This window comes from Ruania albidiflava DSM 18029, from assembly GCF_000421225.1.
In the GTDB taxonomy this organism is placed as follows: Bacteria; Actinomycetota; Actinomycetes; order Actinomycetales; family Beutenbergiaceae; genus Ruania; species Ruania albidiflava.
Genome location: NZ_ATWL01000010.1, coordinates 133,984 through 150,907 on the forward strand (window position 1 = coordinate 133,984; position 16,924 = coordinate 150,907).

Sequence of the window (16,924 nt, forward strand, 5' to 3'; positions counted from 1 at the left end):
GCTCAGTCGGTGACCGCCAGGATTCCGTGCGCCCCGCGCTCGGCGTCGACCATCACGTGCGAGATGAACGGGTAGTGCCCGGCCTCGGGCAGGGTCAGCTCCACGAACCCACCCTGGGCGGCTGCCAGGGCGAGCGCCTGCGCGCCCCCGTGACCTGCGCCGTCGAGCGGGCCCTGCCCGTCCTTGAGCAGATAGGCGCCCTCGGAGTAGACGGTGTCGAACTGTCCACCGACCACGTGGAAGCTGCTCGGCCGGTTCGGACCGGCGTCCAGCACCCAGAAGCGCACCGTCTCACCGGTGCGGGCGGTCAGCGGTTCCTGGTCGTACTGGCCGGCGATGCCGTTGAAGGTCACGTAGTCCGGGTCCTCGGCGAGCACCTTGTCCGCATCCACCTCCGAGGCCTCCCCGGCCTCATGATCCGCCCCCAGGAACGTCTCGGACTGCACCAGCACGTAGCTGCGGTCTACCTCGGGCAGGTCGTCCGGTTCGATCACCACCGCGCCGAACATGCCGGCCCCGATGTGCACCGACATCGGCTCGGTGGCGCAGTGGTACATCCAGATCCCGGCACGTTCGGCGGTGAAGGTATAGGTGAGCGACTCCCCCGGCGCGATGGTGCGCATCGGTTCGTCCGGGGCCAGCGCACCGGCGTGGAAGTCGATGGAGTGGCCCATCGACCCGTCGTTGACCAGGGTGATCTCGAAGGTGTCCCCCACCCGGCCGTGCAGCGTGGGCCCGGGGACCGTACCGCCGAACGTCCACCGCCGCTGCCACACCCCGGGGGCCACCTCGAGCTCTACCTCTTCCACCGCCAGGGTGAGGCGGTGGGTGGTCTCGTCGGTCAGCGGCGGCAGCTCAGCGGGCACCACCGCTTCGATCGGGGTGTCGACGGCGGAAGGCCCTTGGTCCTGTGCGTCACCGTGGTCGGGGCTCGTCCCGGCTGCATCGCCGGTGCCCGCGGTCGGTTCCGGTGCGGCGGCTGCGCCGCCTTCGGCGAGCACGGTGAAGACCATGCCCATCTGCCGGTGCCCGGCCACGGTGCACCAGCCGTCCAGGTCCTCGCCGACCACGCCGACGTCGAGGGTCTGGCTCTCCCCGGGGGCGAGCCGGTCGGAGGTCACCCCACCGACGGTCAGGTCGTGCACGGTGGTGGGGTCGTCGTTGGTGAGCTCGATCACCAGCCGGTCTCCGGCCGGCACGGTGACGGTGTCCGGGACGAAGCGCATGTCCTGGGCGGAGACCTGCACGGTGGTGGTCTCCCCGGTGGCGGCCACCGCGGCCGAGTCCGCGCCGCTGTCCGAGGTGGTGCCCAGCCCGGCCGCCGCCGGGTCTACCGCCACCCCGACGCTGACCGCGAGCAGCACCGCCACCAGGGCGCCCATCAGCTGCCCGCGTCGCCAGAACGTCGTCTCCTGCTCCGCGGCGCGCGGCGGTGGGGCCAGCGTGCCTGGCTCACCGGCCTTGCGGCGGGCGGCGAGCGCCACCCCCACCAGCGGCAGGAACCAGGCGAGGGCCACCAGCACGAGCACGGAGCAGACCACCAGCACCCAGCTGGGCACCGGTAGCAGGCACAGCACGAGAGCCGCGTTGGCCATCATGATCCGCAGCGCACCGTAGGAGTCGAACGCGGCCGTGGCGGCCTTCACCTTCGCCGGGCCGCCGCCGATGGCCACCGGCAGCAGGTAGGACAACGCACCCAGGAGCACCTGTGCGGCCACCCCGACCACGAAGATCGCAGTCGCCGGAGTGAAGGCGTTGGCCACCTCGGCCCAGGAATCGGCTCGCGCCACGGTGATGGCCACCACCACCAGCCCGACGAGCAGCCAGACCAGCCCGGCCGCCACCGAGGCAGCAGCGAAGGAGCGCGGCGGGCGGGTGCGCGCCGGACGCAGCAACGCCCGGCCCCACCAGCAGATCCCGAGCGCGTAGACCACGATGCCGGCAAGAGCCAGCGGGCGCTGGTCCACCAGGGTGCCGGCGAGGGTGAGCAGCAGGGCGCCGGCCAGCACCGGCAGCGCTTGCTTGGCCCACCGTTCGGCGCGCTCGTCGATCCGGGTGCGCAGGATGGTCGGCCACAGGGTGAGCAGCGTGCCGGTCACCGTCAGCCCCACCCAGCCGAGCAGGTTGACCATGGTGTGCGCCACCAGCAGCCGCCCGTGCCAGTCACCAGGCAGGCCGCGCGCGAGCAGCACCCCGGCGGTGATGCCCACCGGGAGGAAGGCGCAGGCGGCGAGGTAGTAGCGGATGGTGATGCGGAACCGGCCGGGCAGCGCCCGGCGCAGCCGGCGCACGAGCTGCACCGCGTGCCAGACCACAGCGACCACCACGGCCGCCGCACCGGCGACGACCAGGGCGAGCTGCGCCGTCGGCACTCCGACGAGCACGGCCAGGACGCCCAGCAGCAGCAACCAGAGCCGCCTGGCCTGCACCCTCCGGTCGTCCAGCGTGGGCGGGGTCTTCAGCAGCGCCTGGGTGAAATAGGTGCTCCACACCATGATCGAGTGGGTGATCGCACCGAGCAGCACCAGGTGCACCATGAGCCACCGGGCCGAGGGCACCGCCTGGTGGGCGATGGCGACCACCACGGCGGCCAGCAGCCAGACCACGGCCGGGTAGTCCCGCAGCGGCCACCGGCCACGGGACGCGTTCGGGCGGCTGGGTGCTGGCGGTGGGGTTCCGGTGGAGACCTTCACCGTGCCTCCCCGGCGGTGCTCTGCTGGCCGGCGGTGGTCGGCTCGCTGGTCGTGGCCGGCACACCGGTGACCACACGGTGCGCGGGCAGCCGGGAGGAGGTGACCACGCCGAGCACGAGCAGCAGCATGGCCACGATCGTGCCCACGGCACCGACCCGGTAGAACGGCGCCTGGGCGAGCGACCCGGCCACCCGTACGGCCAGTGTGACGTGCAGCGCCACCAGCGGCAGCCACAGCACTGGGTGGTAGGGCAGCCTCACCCGCAGCACCGAGGGCAGGATCACCGGGGCGTGCGCCATCACCATGGACATCGCGAAGCCGACGAAGACGGCGTGCACCACCGTGTCGTAGGCCCAGCCGGTGCCGGCCGTGCCGGCGGCCACCCAGGTGCAGGCGGCGACCAGCAACCAGGCGTAGCCGGTGAGCATGGCGGCTGCAGCGAACCGCGGCAGGCCGCGGGCCCGGATGGTACGCACTGCGACGTCGTGCGTGGCCAGCCAGAGCGCGCAGACCGCGAGCAGCACACCGAACATCCGCCCACCGACAGCGGGCCAGACCAACGACACGGCGCCGGCGGCGCCGATCGCGGCAGTGCCAGCCAGCAGCAGGTCACCCGAGGCGGCCGGCAGGGTCAGCCGGGCGAGCTCGACCCGTTCGGCGGCGATCGTGACCACGATGAAACCGCTGAGCAGCACCAGCACGGTGGGCACGTCGGTGCGGATCCATACCGCCACCGCCGCTGCGGCCAGCACAGCGCCGACCAGCTGGGCGAGCACCACCGAGTCGTGCGCCCGCTGCCACAGCGCCGCGTACACGGCGACCAGCAGCACCGCTCCGGCCAGCAGCACGAGCTGGCCGAGGAGCACCGGGGCCGGGCTGAGGGTCAGCAGCGCGCCGACACCCAGCGCCGCCGGGGACAGGTACCCCCACCGGCGGCGCAGCGCGACCGAGCGTTCCAGGGAGATCACGGTGCCGAGGAAGCCGAGCACCATGAGGATGCCGTGCATCTGCCCGAGCCGGTCGGTGCGGATCGGTGCCGGCAGGCCGAGCAGCAGCAGAGCAGCGTCCAGCCCGGCCAGCATGCACAGGCCGCCACCGGCGATCAGGGCAGCACGCACCGGGCGGTTCACCGCTCGTCCCTCCTCCGGACCGTCCTTGCTGACCTGCCCCGCAGCCTCAGGCCTGGCGGGTCAGGCGCAGCGTCCAGGCCTGAGGACCGGACTGCAGGTAGGACACCTGCACCGGGTCCCGGTCGGCGATCTGCGCAAGCAGCGGCTTCGGGTCGTGCGGCGCGACCAGGTCCAGCGAGCCGCCGGCGGGCACCGCGCCGAGCGCCCCGAAGACCGTGGCGTGCCGGATGGCGTGCGGGATCTCCCGGACGTCGAGCACCGGCACCCCCTCGTCGGTGCACCCACAGGCGCACCCGGACCCGCTCACATCGGTGACGGGCAGCTCTTCGGCACCGGCGGGCAGCGGCTGGGACTCGGTCATCGTTCCTCCAGGCTTTCGGGCGCGCACGGCGCTCATAGGTGGGTGCTGTGGCCGGCCTGCCGCCGTGTCTCGGTGGCGGTCGCACCACCGCCAATATTACACTCCGCATTGTGAATAAAACGACTCGTCTGGGGCCGGTGCCGACCCCTGAGCCGTCGCTCACCCCCGGCCCGGCGCAACGGATCCTGTCCGCTCTGGGCAGGCCGGGCGGTGCACGGTCCGTCACCGAGCTCAGCGCAGCGCTGGGCGTGCACGCGAACACGGTGCGCACAGCACTGGCCGAGCTGCGAACCGCGGGCCTGGTGCAGCGCCGCCGAGCCCCGGCCACCGGCCGAGGGCGACCCAGCTACGACTACTCTCTCACTCAGGCAGGCCGTCACGCGCGGCCCAGCGGTCGCGCGTTCCGCGAGTACCGCAGCCTCACCGAGGCATTCGCCGCCCACCTGGCCAGCCGGTCCGGCGACCCCAGCGAGGAGGCCCGATCGATCGGGCGCACCTGGGGAGCGTCCCTGGCCGGTGAGCATCCGGGGCGGCCGACAGGGAGCGACGAACCAGACCGCAGCACCGCAGCCGCCGAGGGCCGGTCCTCAACCGACACTGGGACCACAGCCGATGCCGATGCCGATGCCGATGCCGCGATCGTGGACCTGCTGGCCGAGCTCGGCTTCGGCCCAGACCTGGACGGTGACGGCATCGCCCTGCGCACCTGCCCGCTGCTGGCGCTGGCCGAGGAGATGCCGGAGGTGATCTGCCAGGTGCACCGGGGACTGGTGGAGGGCGCGATGGACCACTACGGCACGCCGAGCGACGGGGTGGAGCTGCTGCCGTTCGCCGAGGTCGGTGCCTGCCGCCTGCACCTGCACGGCACCCCCGCCGAGGGGGCGCAGCAGGTCGAGACGCCCGCTGCCGCAACCGGTGGGACAGCGGTCGCCGCACGGTCCGCGACCACGCCCGCCGGTGCGCCCAGGAGCGTGAGCCAAACAGTTCGTGACCAATGATTCCCGCCCCAAAGTTTCCCACCATATGCGCCCGTATTAGCGCACATGAGCGTGCGGAAATTCCGTCGCAAAAATGGCGCCCCGTCGTAGTTGCTGGCCCATTTGAGTGGGGTTATGTTAGGAGCAAATTCCTGCCCCATTGCAGCTCCTCAGGAGGGCACATGCTCACCTCAGCATTGGCTGACCCGCCGAACCCGACAGGTTCCGGTCGCACCGACAGGGGCAGGGCCGCAACCGGTCTACCAGCCGGGCGCACCGGCCAGAGCACACGGAGCCGGCGATGACCCCCAGCAAGGTCTCCATCGAGGGGCCGCTGGAGTCCGCACTGGTGTCCACCCGGCGGTTCTTCGTGCCGCACGCCGAGGTCTCCGCCGACAACCGGACGCTGAACCTGCAGGGCGGCCGGTCTGGCGACTCCTTCTACCGGGACCGGTGGAGCCACGACAAGGTGGTCCGCTCCACGCACGGAGTGAACTGCACCGGCTCCTGCTCCTGGAAGGTGTACGTCAAGGACGGGATCATCACCTGGGAGGCGCAGCAGACCGACTACCCCTCGGTCGGTGACGACCGGCCCGAGTACGAGCCCCGCGGCTGCCCGCGTGGGGCGGCGTTCTCCTGGTACACCTACTCCCCCACCCGGGTGCGCTACCCGTACGTGCGGGGCACGCTGCTGTCGATGTTCCGGGAGGCACGCCAACGCCTGGGCGACCCGGTGCTGGCCTGGGCGGAGATCGTGCAGGACCCGGAGAAGACCAAGCGGTACAAGTCCGGGCGCGGCAAGGGCGGACTGGTGCGTTCCACCTGGGCGGAGACGGTGGAGATGATCGCCGCCGCGCACGTGTACACGATCAAGCGCTGGGGCCCGGACCGGATCGCCGGCTTCTCCCCGATCCCGGCGATGTCGATGGTCAGCTACGCCTCCGGCGCCCGCTTCAACGAGCTCATCGGTGCCCCGATGCTCAGCTTCTACGACTGGTACGCGGACCTGCCAGTCGCCTCTCCCCAGGTGTTCGGCGACCAGACCGACGTGCCCGAGTCCGGAGACTGGTGGGACGCGGCGCTGCTGATGATGTGGGGCTCGAACGTGCCCCTGACCCGCACCCCGGACGCGCACTGGATGATCGAGGCCCGGTACCGCGGTCAGAAGGTCGTGGCGGTCGCACCGGACTATGCCGAGAACGTGAAGTTCGCCGACGAGTGGATCTCACCAGCACCTGGCACCGATGCAGCCTTGGCCCTCGCCATGGGTCATGTGGTGCTGAAAGAGTTCTTCGTGGACCGCAGCACACCATTCTTCGACGATTACGTGAAGACGTTCACTGACCTACCATTCCTGGTCCGGCTGGACCGCAGTGACGATGGTACGTGGCGTACCGGAAAATTCCTCGTTGCTGACGACTTCGAGAATCCCGAGTCGGGTTCGCAGAATGCAGAATTCAAGCCCGCTGTGCTCGACCGCGCGACCGATTCCCCCGCGGTCCCGAACGGCACCCTGGGCCACCGGTTCGGCGAGGAGGGTGAAGGCCGCTGGAACCTCGACCTCGGCGAGATCGACCCGATGCTGAGCCTGTACACCGAGGGCGGGCCGAGCGAGGAGGTGCTGCTGCCCCGGTTCGACGCCCCGGACGGGAAGGTGGTCTACGAGCCGCGCGGAGTCCCGGTGCGGCAGGTCGGGGAGCACCTGGTGACCACGGTGTTCGACCTGATGCTCGCCCAGTACGGGGTGTCCCGGCCCGGGCTCGGCGGCACGTGGCCGACTGGGTACGACGACCCGTCCACGGCCTGCACCCCCGCGTGGGCCTCGGAGATCACGTCGGTGCCGATGGCCAAGATCGTCCGGCTGGGCCGGGAGTTCGCGCAGAACTCCGAGGACTCGGGCGGTCGCTCGATGATCCTCATGGGCGCCGGGACGAACCACTGGTACCACTCCGACCTGATCTACCGGGCGATGCTGATGCTCACCACGATCACCGGCTGCCAGGGCCGCAACGGTGGCGGGTGGGCGCACTACGTGGGCCAGGAGAAGGTGCGGCCGCTGACCGGTTTCCAGCATGGGGCCTTCGCCCTGGACTGGAGCCGCCCGCCCCGGCACATGAACCAGACCGCCTACTGGTACGTGAACACCAGCCAGTACCGGTACGACACCTACAGTGCCGACACTGTCGGCGCAGGCACCGGCGCCTTCGCCGGCCAGTCTGTGATGGACCTGCTGTCCCTGTCGGTGCGGCTGGGCTGGACCCCCTCCTACCCCACGTTCGACCGGAGCTCGCTGGCGATCGCGGACGAGGCAGCCGAGGCGGGCACGGACCCGGTGAGCTACGCCGTCGAGGAGCTGAAGAGCGGACGGATGCGCTTCGCCGTGGAGAACCCCGAAGCGGAGGAGAACTTCCCGCGGGTGCTCACGCTGTGGCGTTCGAACCTGTTCGGCTCCAGCGCCAAGGGCAGCGAGTACTTCCTCAAGCACCTCCTCGGCACCGACCACGCGGTCGCTGCCACCGAGGCGCCGGAGGGGCAGCGTCCGACCAGCATCGAGTGGCCGGACGAGGCCCAGCAGGGCAAGCTCGACCTGCTGATGACCATCGACTTCCGGATGACCAGCTCGACGATCCTGTCCGACGTGGTGCTGCCCGCAGCCACCTGGTACGAGAAGCACGACATCAACACCACGGACATGCACCCGTTCATCCACTCCTTCAACCCGGCGATCGACCCGCCGTGGCAGTCGAAGACCGACTGGGATGCGTGGAAGGCGATCGCCAAGGAGTTCTCCTCTCTTGCCCGCACCCACCTGGGCACCCGTACCGACCTGGTCGCCAAACCGCTCTGGCACGACACCCCCGAAGCGATGGCCACCCCGCGCGGGCAGGTCAAGGACTGGCGCGCCGGGGAGTGCGAACCCGTACCCGGCAAGACCATGCCGGTGCTGGTCCCGGTGGAACGGGACTACACCGCCGTCTACGACAAGATGACCTCGGTCGGGCCGCTGCTGGACACCTTGGGCACCACCACGAAGGGCGTCACCTGCGACGTGAAGCCGGAGATCGAGCGACTGGCGGTGCGCAACGGGCGCCGGCACGGCGGACCAGCGGACGGGCGGCCCGCGCTGGACACCGACGTGCAGATGGCCGAGATGATCATGATGCTGTCTGGCACCACGAACGGTCGGCTGGCCACCGAAGGCTTCAAGAACCTGCAGAAGCGGGTGGGCCGGGACGACCTGCACCACCTGGCGGGCGAGCACGAGGGCAAGCAGATCAGCTTCGCCGACATCCAGGCCGCACCGGTACCGGTGATCACCTCCCCGGAGTGGTCCGGTTCGGAGAGCGGGGGCAGACGGTACTCCCCGTTCACCATCAACATCGAGCACCTCAAGCCGTTCCACACCCTCACCGGCCGGCAGCACTTCTACCTCGACCACGACTGGATGCAGGCGATGGGTGAGGCGCTACCGGTGTACCGGCCGCCGTTGAACATGACCGAGCTGTTCGGCGAGGCGAAGATCGGCGAGCAGAACGAGCTGGGCGTCTCGGTGCGCTACCTCACCCCGCACAACAAGTGGTCGATCCACTCCGAGTACCAGGACAACCTGTTCATGCTGAGCCTGTCCCGGGGCGGGCAGACCGTGTGGATGTCCGACCGGGACGCAGCCAAGGTCGGCATCGCCGACAACGACTGGATCGAGCTGACCAACCGCAACGGGGTGGTCGCCGCCCGGGCGGTGGTCAGCCACCGGATGCCGGAGGGCACGGTGTACATGCACCACGCCCAGGACCGGTTGATCGACGTGCCGCTGACTGAGCGGGACCGCAAACGTGGTGGGATCCACAACTCGATGACCCGGATCATGGTCAAGCCCAGCCACATCATCGGCGGCTACGCCCAGCTCGCCTACCAGTTCAACTACATCGGCCCGACCGGCAACAACCGCGACGAGGTCACGATGATCCGCAAGCGCACCACCCCGGTGGAGTACTGACGTGGCCGCGCAGCTCGGGAGGGAGTCAGCATGAAGGTCATGGCGCAGATGGCCATGGTGATGAACCTGGACAAGTGCATCGGCTGCCACACCTGTTCGGTGACCTGCAAGCAAGCGTGGACGAACCGGTCGGGTATGGAGTACGTCTGGTTCAACAACGTCGAGACCCGGCCGGGTCTGGGCTACCCGCGTGGGTATGAGGACCAGGAGAAGTGGCAGGGCGGGTGGGTGCGCGGCAAGGACGGCCGGCTCCAGCTGCGTGCTGGTGGGCGGCTGAAGAAGCTGCTGACGATCTTCTCCAACCCGAAGATGCCGTCCATGCAGGACTACTACGAGCCCTGGACGTACGACTACGAGACGCTGCTGAACGCTCCCGCCCAGGACCAGGTGCCGGTCGCCCAGCCGTACTCGCTGATCTCCGGCAAGAAGCACCAGATCACCTGGTCGGCGAACTGGGACGACGACCTGGGCGGCAGCCAGGAGCACGCCGCCCACGACGTCATGCTCAAAGGCCTGGAGGACAAGGTCAAGCTCGAGTTCGAGCAGACGTTCATGTTCTACCTGCCGCGCATCTGCGAGCACTGCCTGAACCCCAGCTGTGCCGCTGCCTGCCCGTCCGGCGCGATCTACAAGCGCAGCGAGGACGGCATCGTGCTGGTGGACCAGGACAGGTGCCGCGGCTGGCGGATGTGCGTGACCGGCTGCCCGTACAAGAAGGTCTACTTCAACCACAAGACCGGCAAGGCGGAGAAGTGCACGTTCTGCTACCCACGGATCGAGGTCGGCATCCCCACGGTGTGCGCCGAGACCTGTGTGGGCCGGCTGCGGTACATCGGCCTGATCCTCTACGACGCCGACAAGGTGCTCGAGGCCGCCTCGGTGGCCAACGAGCACGACCTGTACGACGCTCAGCGGGAGGTGTTCCTGGACCCGCACGACCCGCAGGTGCAGCGCGAGGCGGAGGCGGCCGGTATCCCCGTCGACTGGATCGAGGCCGCCCAGCGGTCCCCGATCTACACGCTGATCAACAAGTACAAGGTCGCCCTGCCGCTGCACCCGGAGTACCGCACCATGCCGATGGTCTGGTACATCCCGCCGCTGTCGCCGGTGGTGGACGTGGTCGCCGAGACCGGTGCCGACGCTGAGGACGCCGACACCCTGTTCGCGGCGATCGAGAAGATGCGTATCCCGATGGAGTACCTGGCGAACCTGTTCACCGCCGGGGACACCGCCCCGATCGAACGGGTGCTGCGCACGATGGCGGCGATGCGTTCCTACATGCGCGACCTCAACCTGGGCAACGACCCGCAGCCGGAGATCCCCGCCTCGGTCGGGATGACCGAGGAGGAGATGTACGCGATGTACCGGCTGCTCGCGCTGGCCAAGTACGACGAGCGCTACGTCATCCCCAGCGCGCACGGGGAGGAGGCGCACGCACTGGAGGAGCTTGCCACCGACTGCCCGGTCAGCGGCTTCGACGAGGAGCTCACCCGCGGCTCCGGCCCCTTCGGCGAAGGGTCGGGCGGGTACTCCACCGTGGCCGTGGAGAACTTCCAGATGCTGCAGAACCGGCAGACCTCCGACCAGCTGGTGGGCGGAGGTTCCAAGGCCGGTCGGGTCAACCTGCTGAACTGGGACGGCAAGGGCATGCCCCCTGGGCTGTTCCCCGAGCGCAACGGCGACACTGCCGGCTCGGGCGCCGCTGACGGTCCGGAACAACCATGATGCGCATCTGGCGCCGACACCGGCGCGCCCGACCGGCGATGGACCCGCAGCAGCAGTCGGCGATCTGGCAGAGCGTCTCCTTGCTGCTGGAGTACCCCGAACCGGAGCTGATGGACCGGCTCGACCTGCTCGCGCGGGTAGCCACGGAGCTTCCGGCCCCGGCCGCGGATCCACTCGCCGCGCTCGTGACCGAGATGCAGCACCGGGACCTGCGCGAGCTGCAGACGCAGTACGTGGACACCTTCGACGTGACCCGCAAGTGCAGCCTGCACCTGACCTACTTCACCGACGGCGACACCCGCAAGCGTGGGGTGTCCCTGGTGCAGTTCAAGCAGGCCTACCGGCGGGGCGGGGTGGACCTGGCCGACGAGCAGGCCGAGCTGCCGGACCACCTGTGCGTGCTGCTGGAGTTCGGTGCCGTGCACGATCCGGACGGGGCCTGGCGGCTGCTGAACGACCACCGGGTCGGTATCGAGCTGCTGTACCGGGCCCTGGAGCAACGGGAGTCGCTGTGGCGGTACGCCATCCAAGCGTTGCGGGCCACGCTGCCTGAGCTTGCCGGAGACGACGAGCAGGCGCTGCGGCGGCTGATCGCCGAGGGTCCGCCGACCGAGCAGGTGGGCCTGGACTCGGCACCGTACGCTGCCTTCGACCCAGCGCTGGACGAGCCCGCGCAGCGGCACCCGTTGGCGCTGCCGCCCGGGATGGCCCCGCCTGCCGGGGTGCACGCCACCGGGCAGGTGGCCGACCTGGGTGCCACGATCCGCGTGGGAGCACCGCGATGAGGTCGAGCCGTCCGAGGACCCCCAGCCGGTCGATGCGCCCACGCCGACCGGCGCCCCGTTGCCGACCTTGCCCGATCGGAGCCTGGCGATGAGCACCCTGTTGTGGATCATGTTTCCCTACGTCTGTCTGGCCGTGTTCATCGGCGGGCACGTCTGGCGATACCAGTACGACAAGTTCGGCTGGACCACCCGCTCGTCCCAGCTGTATGAGCGCAAGCTGCTGCGGATCGCCAGCCCGTTGTTCCACTTCGGCATGCTCGGCGTCTTCGTCGGGCACGTCATCGGCCTGGTGATCCCGCAGTCGTTCACCGACTGGTTGGGCATCAGCCCCGCGGCCTACCACATCATCGCCATGGCTGGCGGTATCCCAGCGGGGGTCGCAGCGCTGATCGGGCTGGCGCTGTTGATCTACAGGCGGCGGACGGTCGGGCCGGTCTTCCGTGCCACCACGGTCAACGACAAGGTGATGTACCTGATGCTCGCCCTGGTGATGGTGCTGGGGATCTGGAACACCATCGCGGGTGGCATCTTCGAGATCGGTGGCGAGTACAACTACCGGGAAGGGGTCTCCCCGTACTGGCGGTCGATCTTCTACTTCCAACCGGACGTGTCACTGATCGAGAACGCCCCGCTCGGCTTCCAGCTGCACGCACTGACCGCGTTCCTGCTGTTCGCGATGTGGCCGTTCACCCGGCTGGTGCACGTGTTCAGCGCACCGATCGGCTACCTCACCCGGCCCTACATCGTCTACCGCAGCCGGGATGTCCGCCCGGGTGCCGGCACCGGCAGCCGCGCCCCGAAACGCGGCTGGGAAAAGGTGCAGTGACCGCTGCCGACCGGTCGGGCGCCGCGCCGCAGCAGCCGCGCGACACCCGCACGTCTGGGCCGGAGTTTGACGCAGTGATCCTCACTGGTGGACGGGGGACGCGGCTCGGCGGCCGGGACAAGGCCGCGCTGCCGGTGGCCGGGCGCCCTCTGCTCGAGCGGGTGCTGGCCGGCTGCACCGGTGCCCGGCGGGTGGTGGTCGCCGGCCCCGCGCCGGTGCCCGACGGCGTGCTGCGGGTCCAGGAGGACCCGCCCGGTGGTGGGCCGGTGGCCGGGATGGTGGCCGCGATGACTCAGGTGGTCAGCCCGTGGGCGCTGGTGCTCGCAGTGGACCAGCCGGACGCCGCCCGGGCCACCCCGGCGCTGCTGGCCGCGCTGGCCGCCGACCCGGAGGCGGACCTGCTCTGCCAGCGGGACAGCACCGGGCACCCGCAGTGGCTGCTCGGCGCCTACCGGTCCGCTGCGCTGCACGCCGTGCTCGCCGGAGTGGGCAGCGGGCACGGCGTGCCGGTGGCTCGGGTGGCCGACGGGCTGCGGATGGTGGAGGTGACCGACGGCGCCGCGCACGTGGGCGACGTGGACACCTGGGCCGACCATGCCGAATGGGAGCAGCGGCTGGCCGACGACCCTTGACCGGGTAGCAGGGAGGGGTCCGGTACCGGGGGGCGGCCTCAGCGCACCTGAGGCACCCGCGGCGATCTGAGGTAGTCCGCGACGACCTCAGACCGCCTGCGTGCCCTCAGAGGAGTGTTCACCCGAGAGACGGGCGTGGTTCAGCGGGCGCCGAGGATGTCGACGACGAACACCAGGGTGTCCTCGCCGCCGATGCCCGCCTGCGGCACACCGCGCGGACCGTAGCCCTCGTGCGGCGGGATGGCCACGAGCACGCGGGAGCCGATCGGCTGCCCGACCAGGCTGTTGTCCCAACCGGCGATCACAGTGCCCACGCCGATCGGGAACTCGATGGAGGAGCCGCGGTCGTAGGAGTTGTCGAACATCGACCCGCCCCATACCTGACCGTAGTAGTTCACCTCGATGGTCTGACCGGCCTCGACGAGCGGGCCGTCACCGGGGCTGAGCACCTGCACGGCGAGCTCGGCCGGCGCCTGGCTGTCCGGGAAGGTGAGGGTCGGCTTGTCGCCGAAGGAGCCGGAGGCGGTGGGCAGATCGGTCATGGCGGGTTCCGTTCCTGGTCGGGGGCAGACCCGCCCTACCCTACGGTCCTGCCCGCGCCAGCCACCAACCCCAGCCCGGAAATTCCTCGTCGATCTGGCTACCCACTTCGACGAGCAGCTTCAGCTGTCGGGGCGGACACAGCAGCAGGGGCGCCCGGCTGGTGCCGGACGCCCCTGCTGGGAGGCTTCGATGAGTCGGGCCGTCAGTCGCCGCGCAGGATGGCCAGGATGCGCAGGAACTCGATGTACAGCCAGATCAGGGTGACGGTGAGACCGAACGCCGCCGCCCAGGCGTACTTGCGCGGGGCGCCGGACTGCACACCGCGCTGGATCGCGTCGAAGTCCATGATCAGGCTCATCGCGGCCAGCACCACGGCCACCAGACCGATCACGACACCGATCGGTAGCCCCATGATCTCGTAGCTGCGCACACCGAAAGCTCCGCCGTACGGCGTGAACCACATGATGCCCAGATTGATCAGGCAGAAGATGCCGTAGCTGATCATGCCGATCATCAGGACCTTGGTGAACTTCGGGGTGACCCGCACCTTGCCGGACTTGAACAGCGCCAGCGTCACCCCGAAGGTGATGAACGTCGCCAGCACCGCCTGCACCACGATCCCGGAGAAGATCGTCTCGAAGACTCCCGAGATCATCCCAAGGAACACACCCTCGAGCGCCGCATAGGTGAGGATCAGACCGGGGCTGGGCTCCCGCTTGAACGCGTTCACCAAGCCGAGCACGAACCCACCGATGAGCCCGACGATCATCGCGCCCATCTTCAGCCCGTCCGGCACGATGAACCAGGAGGCGACAGCCACGCCGACCACCACGGCGAGCACGCCGACGCTCTTCATGATCACGTCGTCATACGTCATCCGCCCGGTCTGCATCGAGCCGGCTGACGGGCCGTAGAAGGACTGCTCCACACCGGCGAACTGCTGGTCGTAGCCCGGGGCTGGTGCCGTGGCCTGCCCGGCGCCCGGCTGCGGACCCCACGGGCCCTGCGCCTGGTTCGGGGCCTGAGCACGGTTCGGGTACGGGTTGGCGGGCCTTCGTTGCTCGCCGAAGATCTTGCTGTTGCTGAAGTACGGATTGCTCATCGTGCCTCCTGGTCGCGGCAGCCAGGCCGCGGTCGCGGACTGACGGGGGCGTTCCGACAGCCCCATCCTATGTGCATCACCCGCGCGACCCGAGCAGACCCGGCGGGGATATCTCCCCGTCTGGACCGTCGACGCCACAGCAGGTGCGTCTACCGGTGCAACGACTGACCAGCCGCCGGTGTTCCCACGGGCCCACCCGGGTGCTGCCTGCGGCATCGGACCTCCACCTTCAGGATGAGTCCTCCCCCGCCGGGCCGAGGGTGCCGCGGCCGCAGAATCCACCCGTAGCAGGTGTTCGGCCCCGGCCGACCGCAATAGCGTGGGACACGATCGGCGAGAAGAGAGCGAGCAGATCCATGATCGAGGCGCAAGGCCTGACGAAGAGATACGGCGACAAGCTCGCCGTCGACAACGTGTCCTTCACTGTCCAGCCCGGCCGGGTCACCGGCTTCCTGGGGCCGAACGGTGCCGGGAAGTCGACCACGATGCGGATGGCGGTCGGCCTGGACCACCCCACCGGTGGCACCATCACCGTGAACGGCAAGCCGTTCGCCGAGCACACGGCTCCGCTTCGCGAGGTCGGGGCGTTGCTGGAGGCCAAGGCAGTGCACACCGGCCGCAGCGCCACCAACCACCTGCGCGGACTGGCCGCCACCCACGGCATCAGCCGCAAACGGGTGGACGAGGTGATCGAGATGACCGGCCTGCACGCCGTCGCCGGTAAGCGGGTGGGCGGGTTCTCCCTGGGTATGGGCCAGCGCCTGGGCATCGCTGCGGCGATGCTCGGCGACCCACGCACACTGATCCTGGACGAGCCGGTCAACGGTCTGGACCCCGAGGGCGTGAAGTGGGTGCGCACGCTGGTGCGCTACCTGGCCGACGAGGGGCGCACGATCTTCCTCTCCTCCCACCTGATGAGCGAGATGGCGATCACCGCCGACGAGCTGATCGTGATCGGCCGAGGCAAGATCCTCACCCAGGGCCCGGTGCAGGAGATCATCGACTCCTCCACCCGCGCCAGTGTGCGCGTGCGCTCCCCGCAGGCGAGCGACCTGGCTGCTCGACTGCAGCGCGACGGTGTGACCGTCACGTCCGTGGAGGAGTCCCTGCTGGACATCGCCGGCCTGACCGCCCCGGAGATCGGCGAGGCGGCGGCCTCTGCTGGGATCGTGCTGCACGAGCTCACCCCGCAGCGCGCCTCGCTGGAGGACGCATTCATGACCCTGACCGCGGACGAGGTGGAGTACCACTCCGCCGATGTCGCCCACTCCGAAGGAGCCCTGCAGTGACTGCCGCCGCCACCTCCCACCGCGCCGACCCGCTGGAGAGCGCCCACCTCAGCTTCGCCCGGGTGCTGCGGTCAGAGTGGATCAAGTTCACCACTGTGCGCTCCACACCGTGGACCATCGGGGTGACCATCCTGGCGATGGTCGGAATCGCGCTGCTCGGTGCGATCAGCCTCGCCGCCACGGCTGACATGGTCGCCTCCGGGGAGATCCCCGCCGACGCCGGCGTCCCCGACTTCGGTCCGCGCGACGGCACCGAGATGCTCAACCTCGGCTGGATCTTCGGGCAGATCGTGATCACCGTGCTGGGCGTGCTGACCATCACCGGGGAGTACTCCACCGGGCAGATCCGCTCCACGCTCGCCGCTGTGCCGACCCGGCTGCCGGTGCTGTGGGCAAAGGCGCTGCTGGTGGCCGTGGTGGCGTTCGTCACCGGCCTGGTGAGCGTGGCCATCTCCTACGCTGCCACGCTGCCGATCCTCGACCCGCACGGCGCTGTCCCGGACCTCGGCGACGGCGAGACGATCCGGGTGCTGCTCGGCGTGCCGCTGTACCTGACGATGATCGCGCTGTTCGCCCTGGGCATCGGCGCGCTGCTGCGGCACGCGGCCGCCGGTATCAGCGCTGTGCTCGGCCTGTTGCTCATGCTGCCGCTGTTGGGACAGTTCATCACCGTCGAGTGGTTCCAGGACATCGCGGAGTACTTCCCGATGTCCGCCGGCAGCATGATCACCACCTATGCCACCGACGGGCCGCACCTCTCCCCCTGGGAGGGATTCGGGGTGCTGGCCATCTACGTGGTCGTCATCATGGCGGCCGCTGCCGTGCTCCTGCGCCGGAGGGACGCCTGAGCACACACGGAGGGCA

General features: G+C 69.8%; 13 protein-coding genes. 8 read left to right on the top strand and 5 right to left on the bottom strand.

Translation table 11 applies throughout. The features are described from left to right. Positions 1 to 2 precede the first annotated feature (2 nt). From K338_RS0112845 to K338_RS0112855, 3 genes are read right to left on the bottom strand one after another with little or no spacing between them, the layout of a single operon-like run. Positions 3 to 2,693 (bottom strand): multicopper oxidase domain-containing protein, encoded by a 2,691-nt coding sequence (locus K338_RS0112845; protein WP_022918574.1) that lies wholly within the window; start codon positions 2,691 to 2,693, stop codon positions 3 to 5. Then, positions 2,690 to 3,823, bottom strand: coding sequence for a hypothetical protein (locus K338_RS22535; protein WP_022918575.1), 1,134 nt, complete (start codon positions 3,821 to 3,823; stop codon positions 2,690 to 2,692). Before K338_RS22535 ends, K338_RS0112845 begins: the two co-directional genes overlap by 4 nt. A 46-nt stretch (positions 3,824 to 3,869) precedes the next feature. Next, positions 3,870 to 4,184, bottom strand: coding sequence for a DUF2249 domain-containing protein (locus K338_RS0112855; protein WP_022918576.1), 315 nt, complete (start codon positions 4,182 to 4,184; stop codon positions 3,870 to 3,872). A gap of 137 nt (positions 4,185 to 4,321) precedes the next feature. On the opposite strand from K338_RS0112855, the gene K338_RS22540 reads away from it, so the two are divergent. The 6 genes from K338_RS22540 to mobA all read left to right on the top strand — a co-directional run bounded on the left by K338_RS22540 (position 4,322) and on the right by mobA (position 13,126). After that, on the top strand, positions 4,322 to 5,182 hold the full coding sequence (locus K338_RS22540) for a helix-turn-helix transcriptional regulator (protein WP_022918577.1): 861 nt from the start codon (positions 4,322 to 4,324) through the stop codon (positions 5,180 to 5,182). Positions 5,183 to 5,462: 280 nt separating this feature from the next. After that, positions 5,463 to 9,158, top strand: coding sequence for a nitrate reductase subunit alpha (locus K338_RS0112865; RefSeq protein ID WP_022918578.1), 3,696 nt, complete (start codon positions 5,463 to 5,465; stop codon positions 9,156 to 9,158). A gap of 30 nt (positions 9,159 to 9,188) precedes the next feature. After that, entirely contained in the window at positions 9,189 to 10,883 is a 1,695-nt protein-coding gene (gene narH / locus K338_RS0112870; protein ID WP_022918579.1) for a nitrate reductase subunit beta, read from the top strand. Then, positions 10,880 to 11,668, top strand: coding sequence for a nitrate reductase molybdenum cofactor assembly chaperone (gene narJ / locus K338_RS0112875; protein WP_245542962.1), 789 nt, complete (start codon positions 10,880 to 10,882; stop codon positions 11,666 to 11,668). The genes narH and narJ overlap by 4 nt, the downstream gene beginning before the upstream one ends. An 88-nt stretch (positions 11,669 to 11,756) precedes the next feature. Next, on the top strand, positions 11,757 to 12,494 hold the full coding sequence (narI, locus tag K338_RS0112880) for a respiratory nitrate reductase subunit gamma (protein WP_027286799.1): 738 nt from the start codon (positions 11,757 to 11,759) through the stop codon (positions 12,492 to 12,494). Next, complete coding sequence (gene mobA, locus K338_RS22545; protein WP_084481138.1) at positions 12,491 to 13,126, top strand: molybdenum cofactor guanylyltransferase; 636 nt, start codon at positions 12,491 to 12,493, stop codon at positions 13,124 to 13,126. The genes narI and mobA overlap by 4 nt, the downstream gene beginning before the upstream one ends. Positions 13,127 to 13,266: 140 nt before the next feature. On the opposite strand, the gene K338_RS0112890 is transcribed toward mobA, so the two are convergent. Both K338_RS0112890 and K338_RS0112895 read right to left on the bottom strand, forming a co-directional pair. Next, entirely contained in the window at positions 13,267 to 13,668 is a 402-nt protein-coding gene (locus tag K338_RS0112890; protein ID WP_022918584.1) for an FKBP-type peptidyl-prolyl cis-trans isomerase, read from the bottom strand. Positions 13,669 to 13,871: 203 nt separating this feature from the next. After that, a complete protein-coding gene (locus K338_RS0112895) occupies positions 13,872 to 14,771 on the bottom strand; it encodes a Bax inhibitor-1/YccA family protein (RefSeq protein ID WP_022918585.1) in 900 nt (299 codons plus the stop codon). A 356-nt stretch (positions 14,772 to 15,127) separates the two neighbouring features. Here K338_RS0112895 and K338_RS0112900 point away from each other — a divergent pair, with 356 nt between their 5' ends. Further along, complete coding sequence (locus K338_RS0112900; RefSeq protein ID WP_022918586.1) at positions 15,128 to 16,060, top strand: ABC transporter ATP-binding protein; 933 nt, start codon at positions 15,128 to 15,130, stop codon at positions 16,058 to 16,060. Beyond that, positions 16,057 to 16,908, top strand: a complete 852-nt coding sequence (locus K338_RS0112905) for an ABC transporter permease subunit (protein ID WP_022918587.1) — start codon at positions 16,057 to 16,059, stop codon at positions 16,906 to 16,908. Before K338_RS0112900 ends, K338_RS0112905 begins: the two co-directional genes overlap by 4 nt. The last annotated feature ends 16 nt before the right edge of the window (positions 16,909 to 16,924 follow it).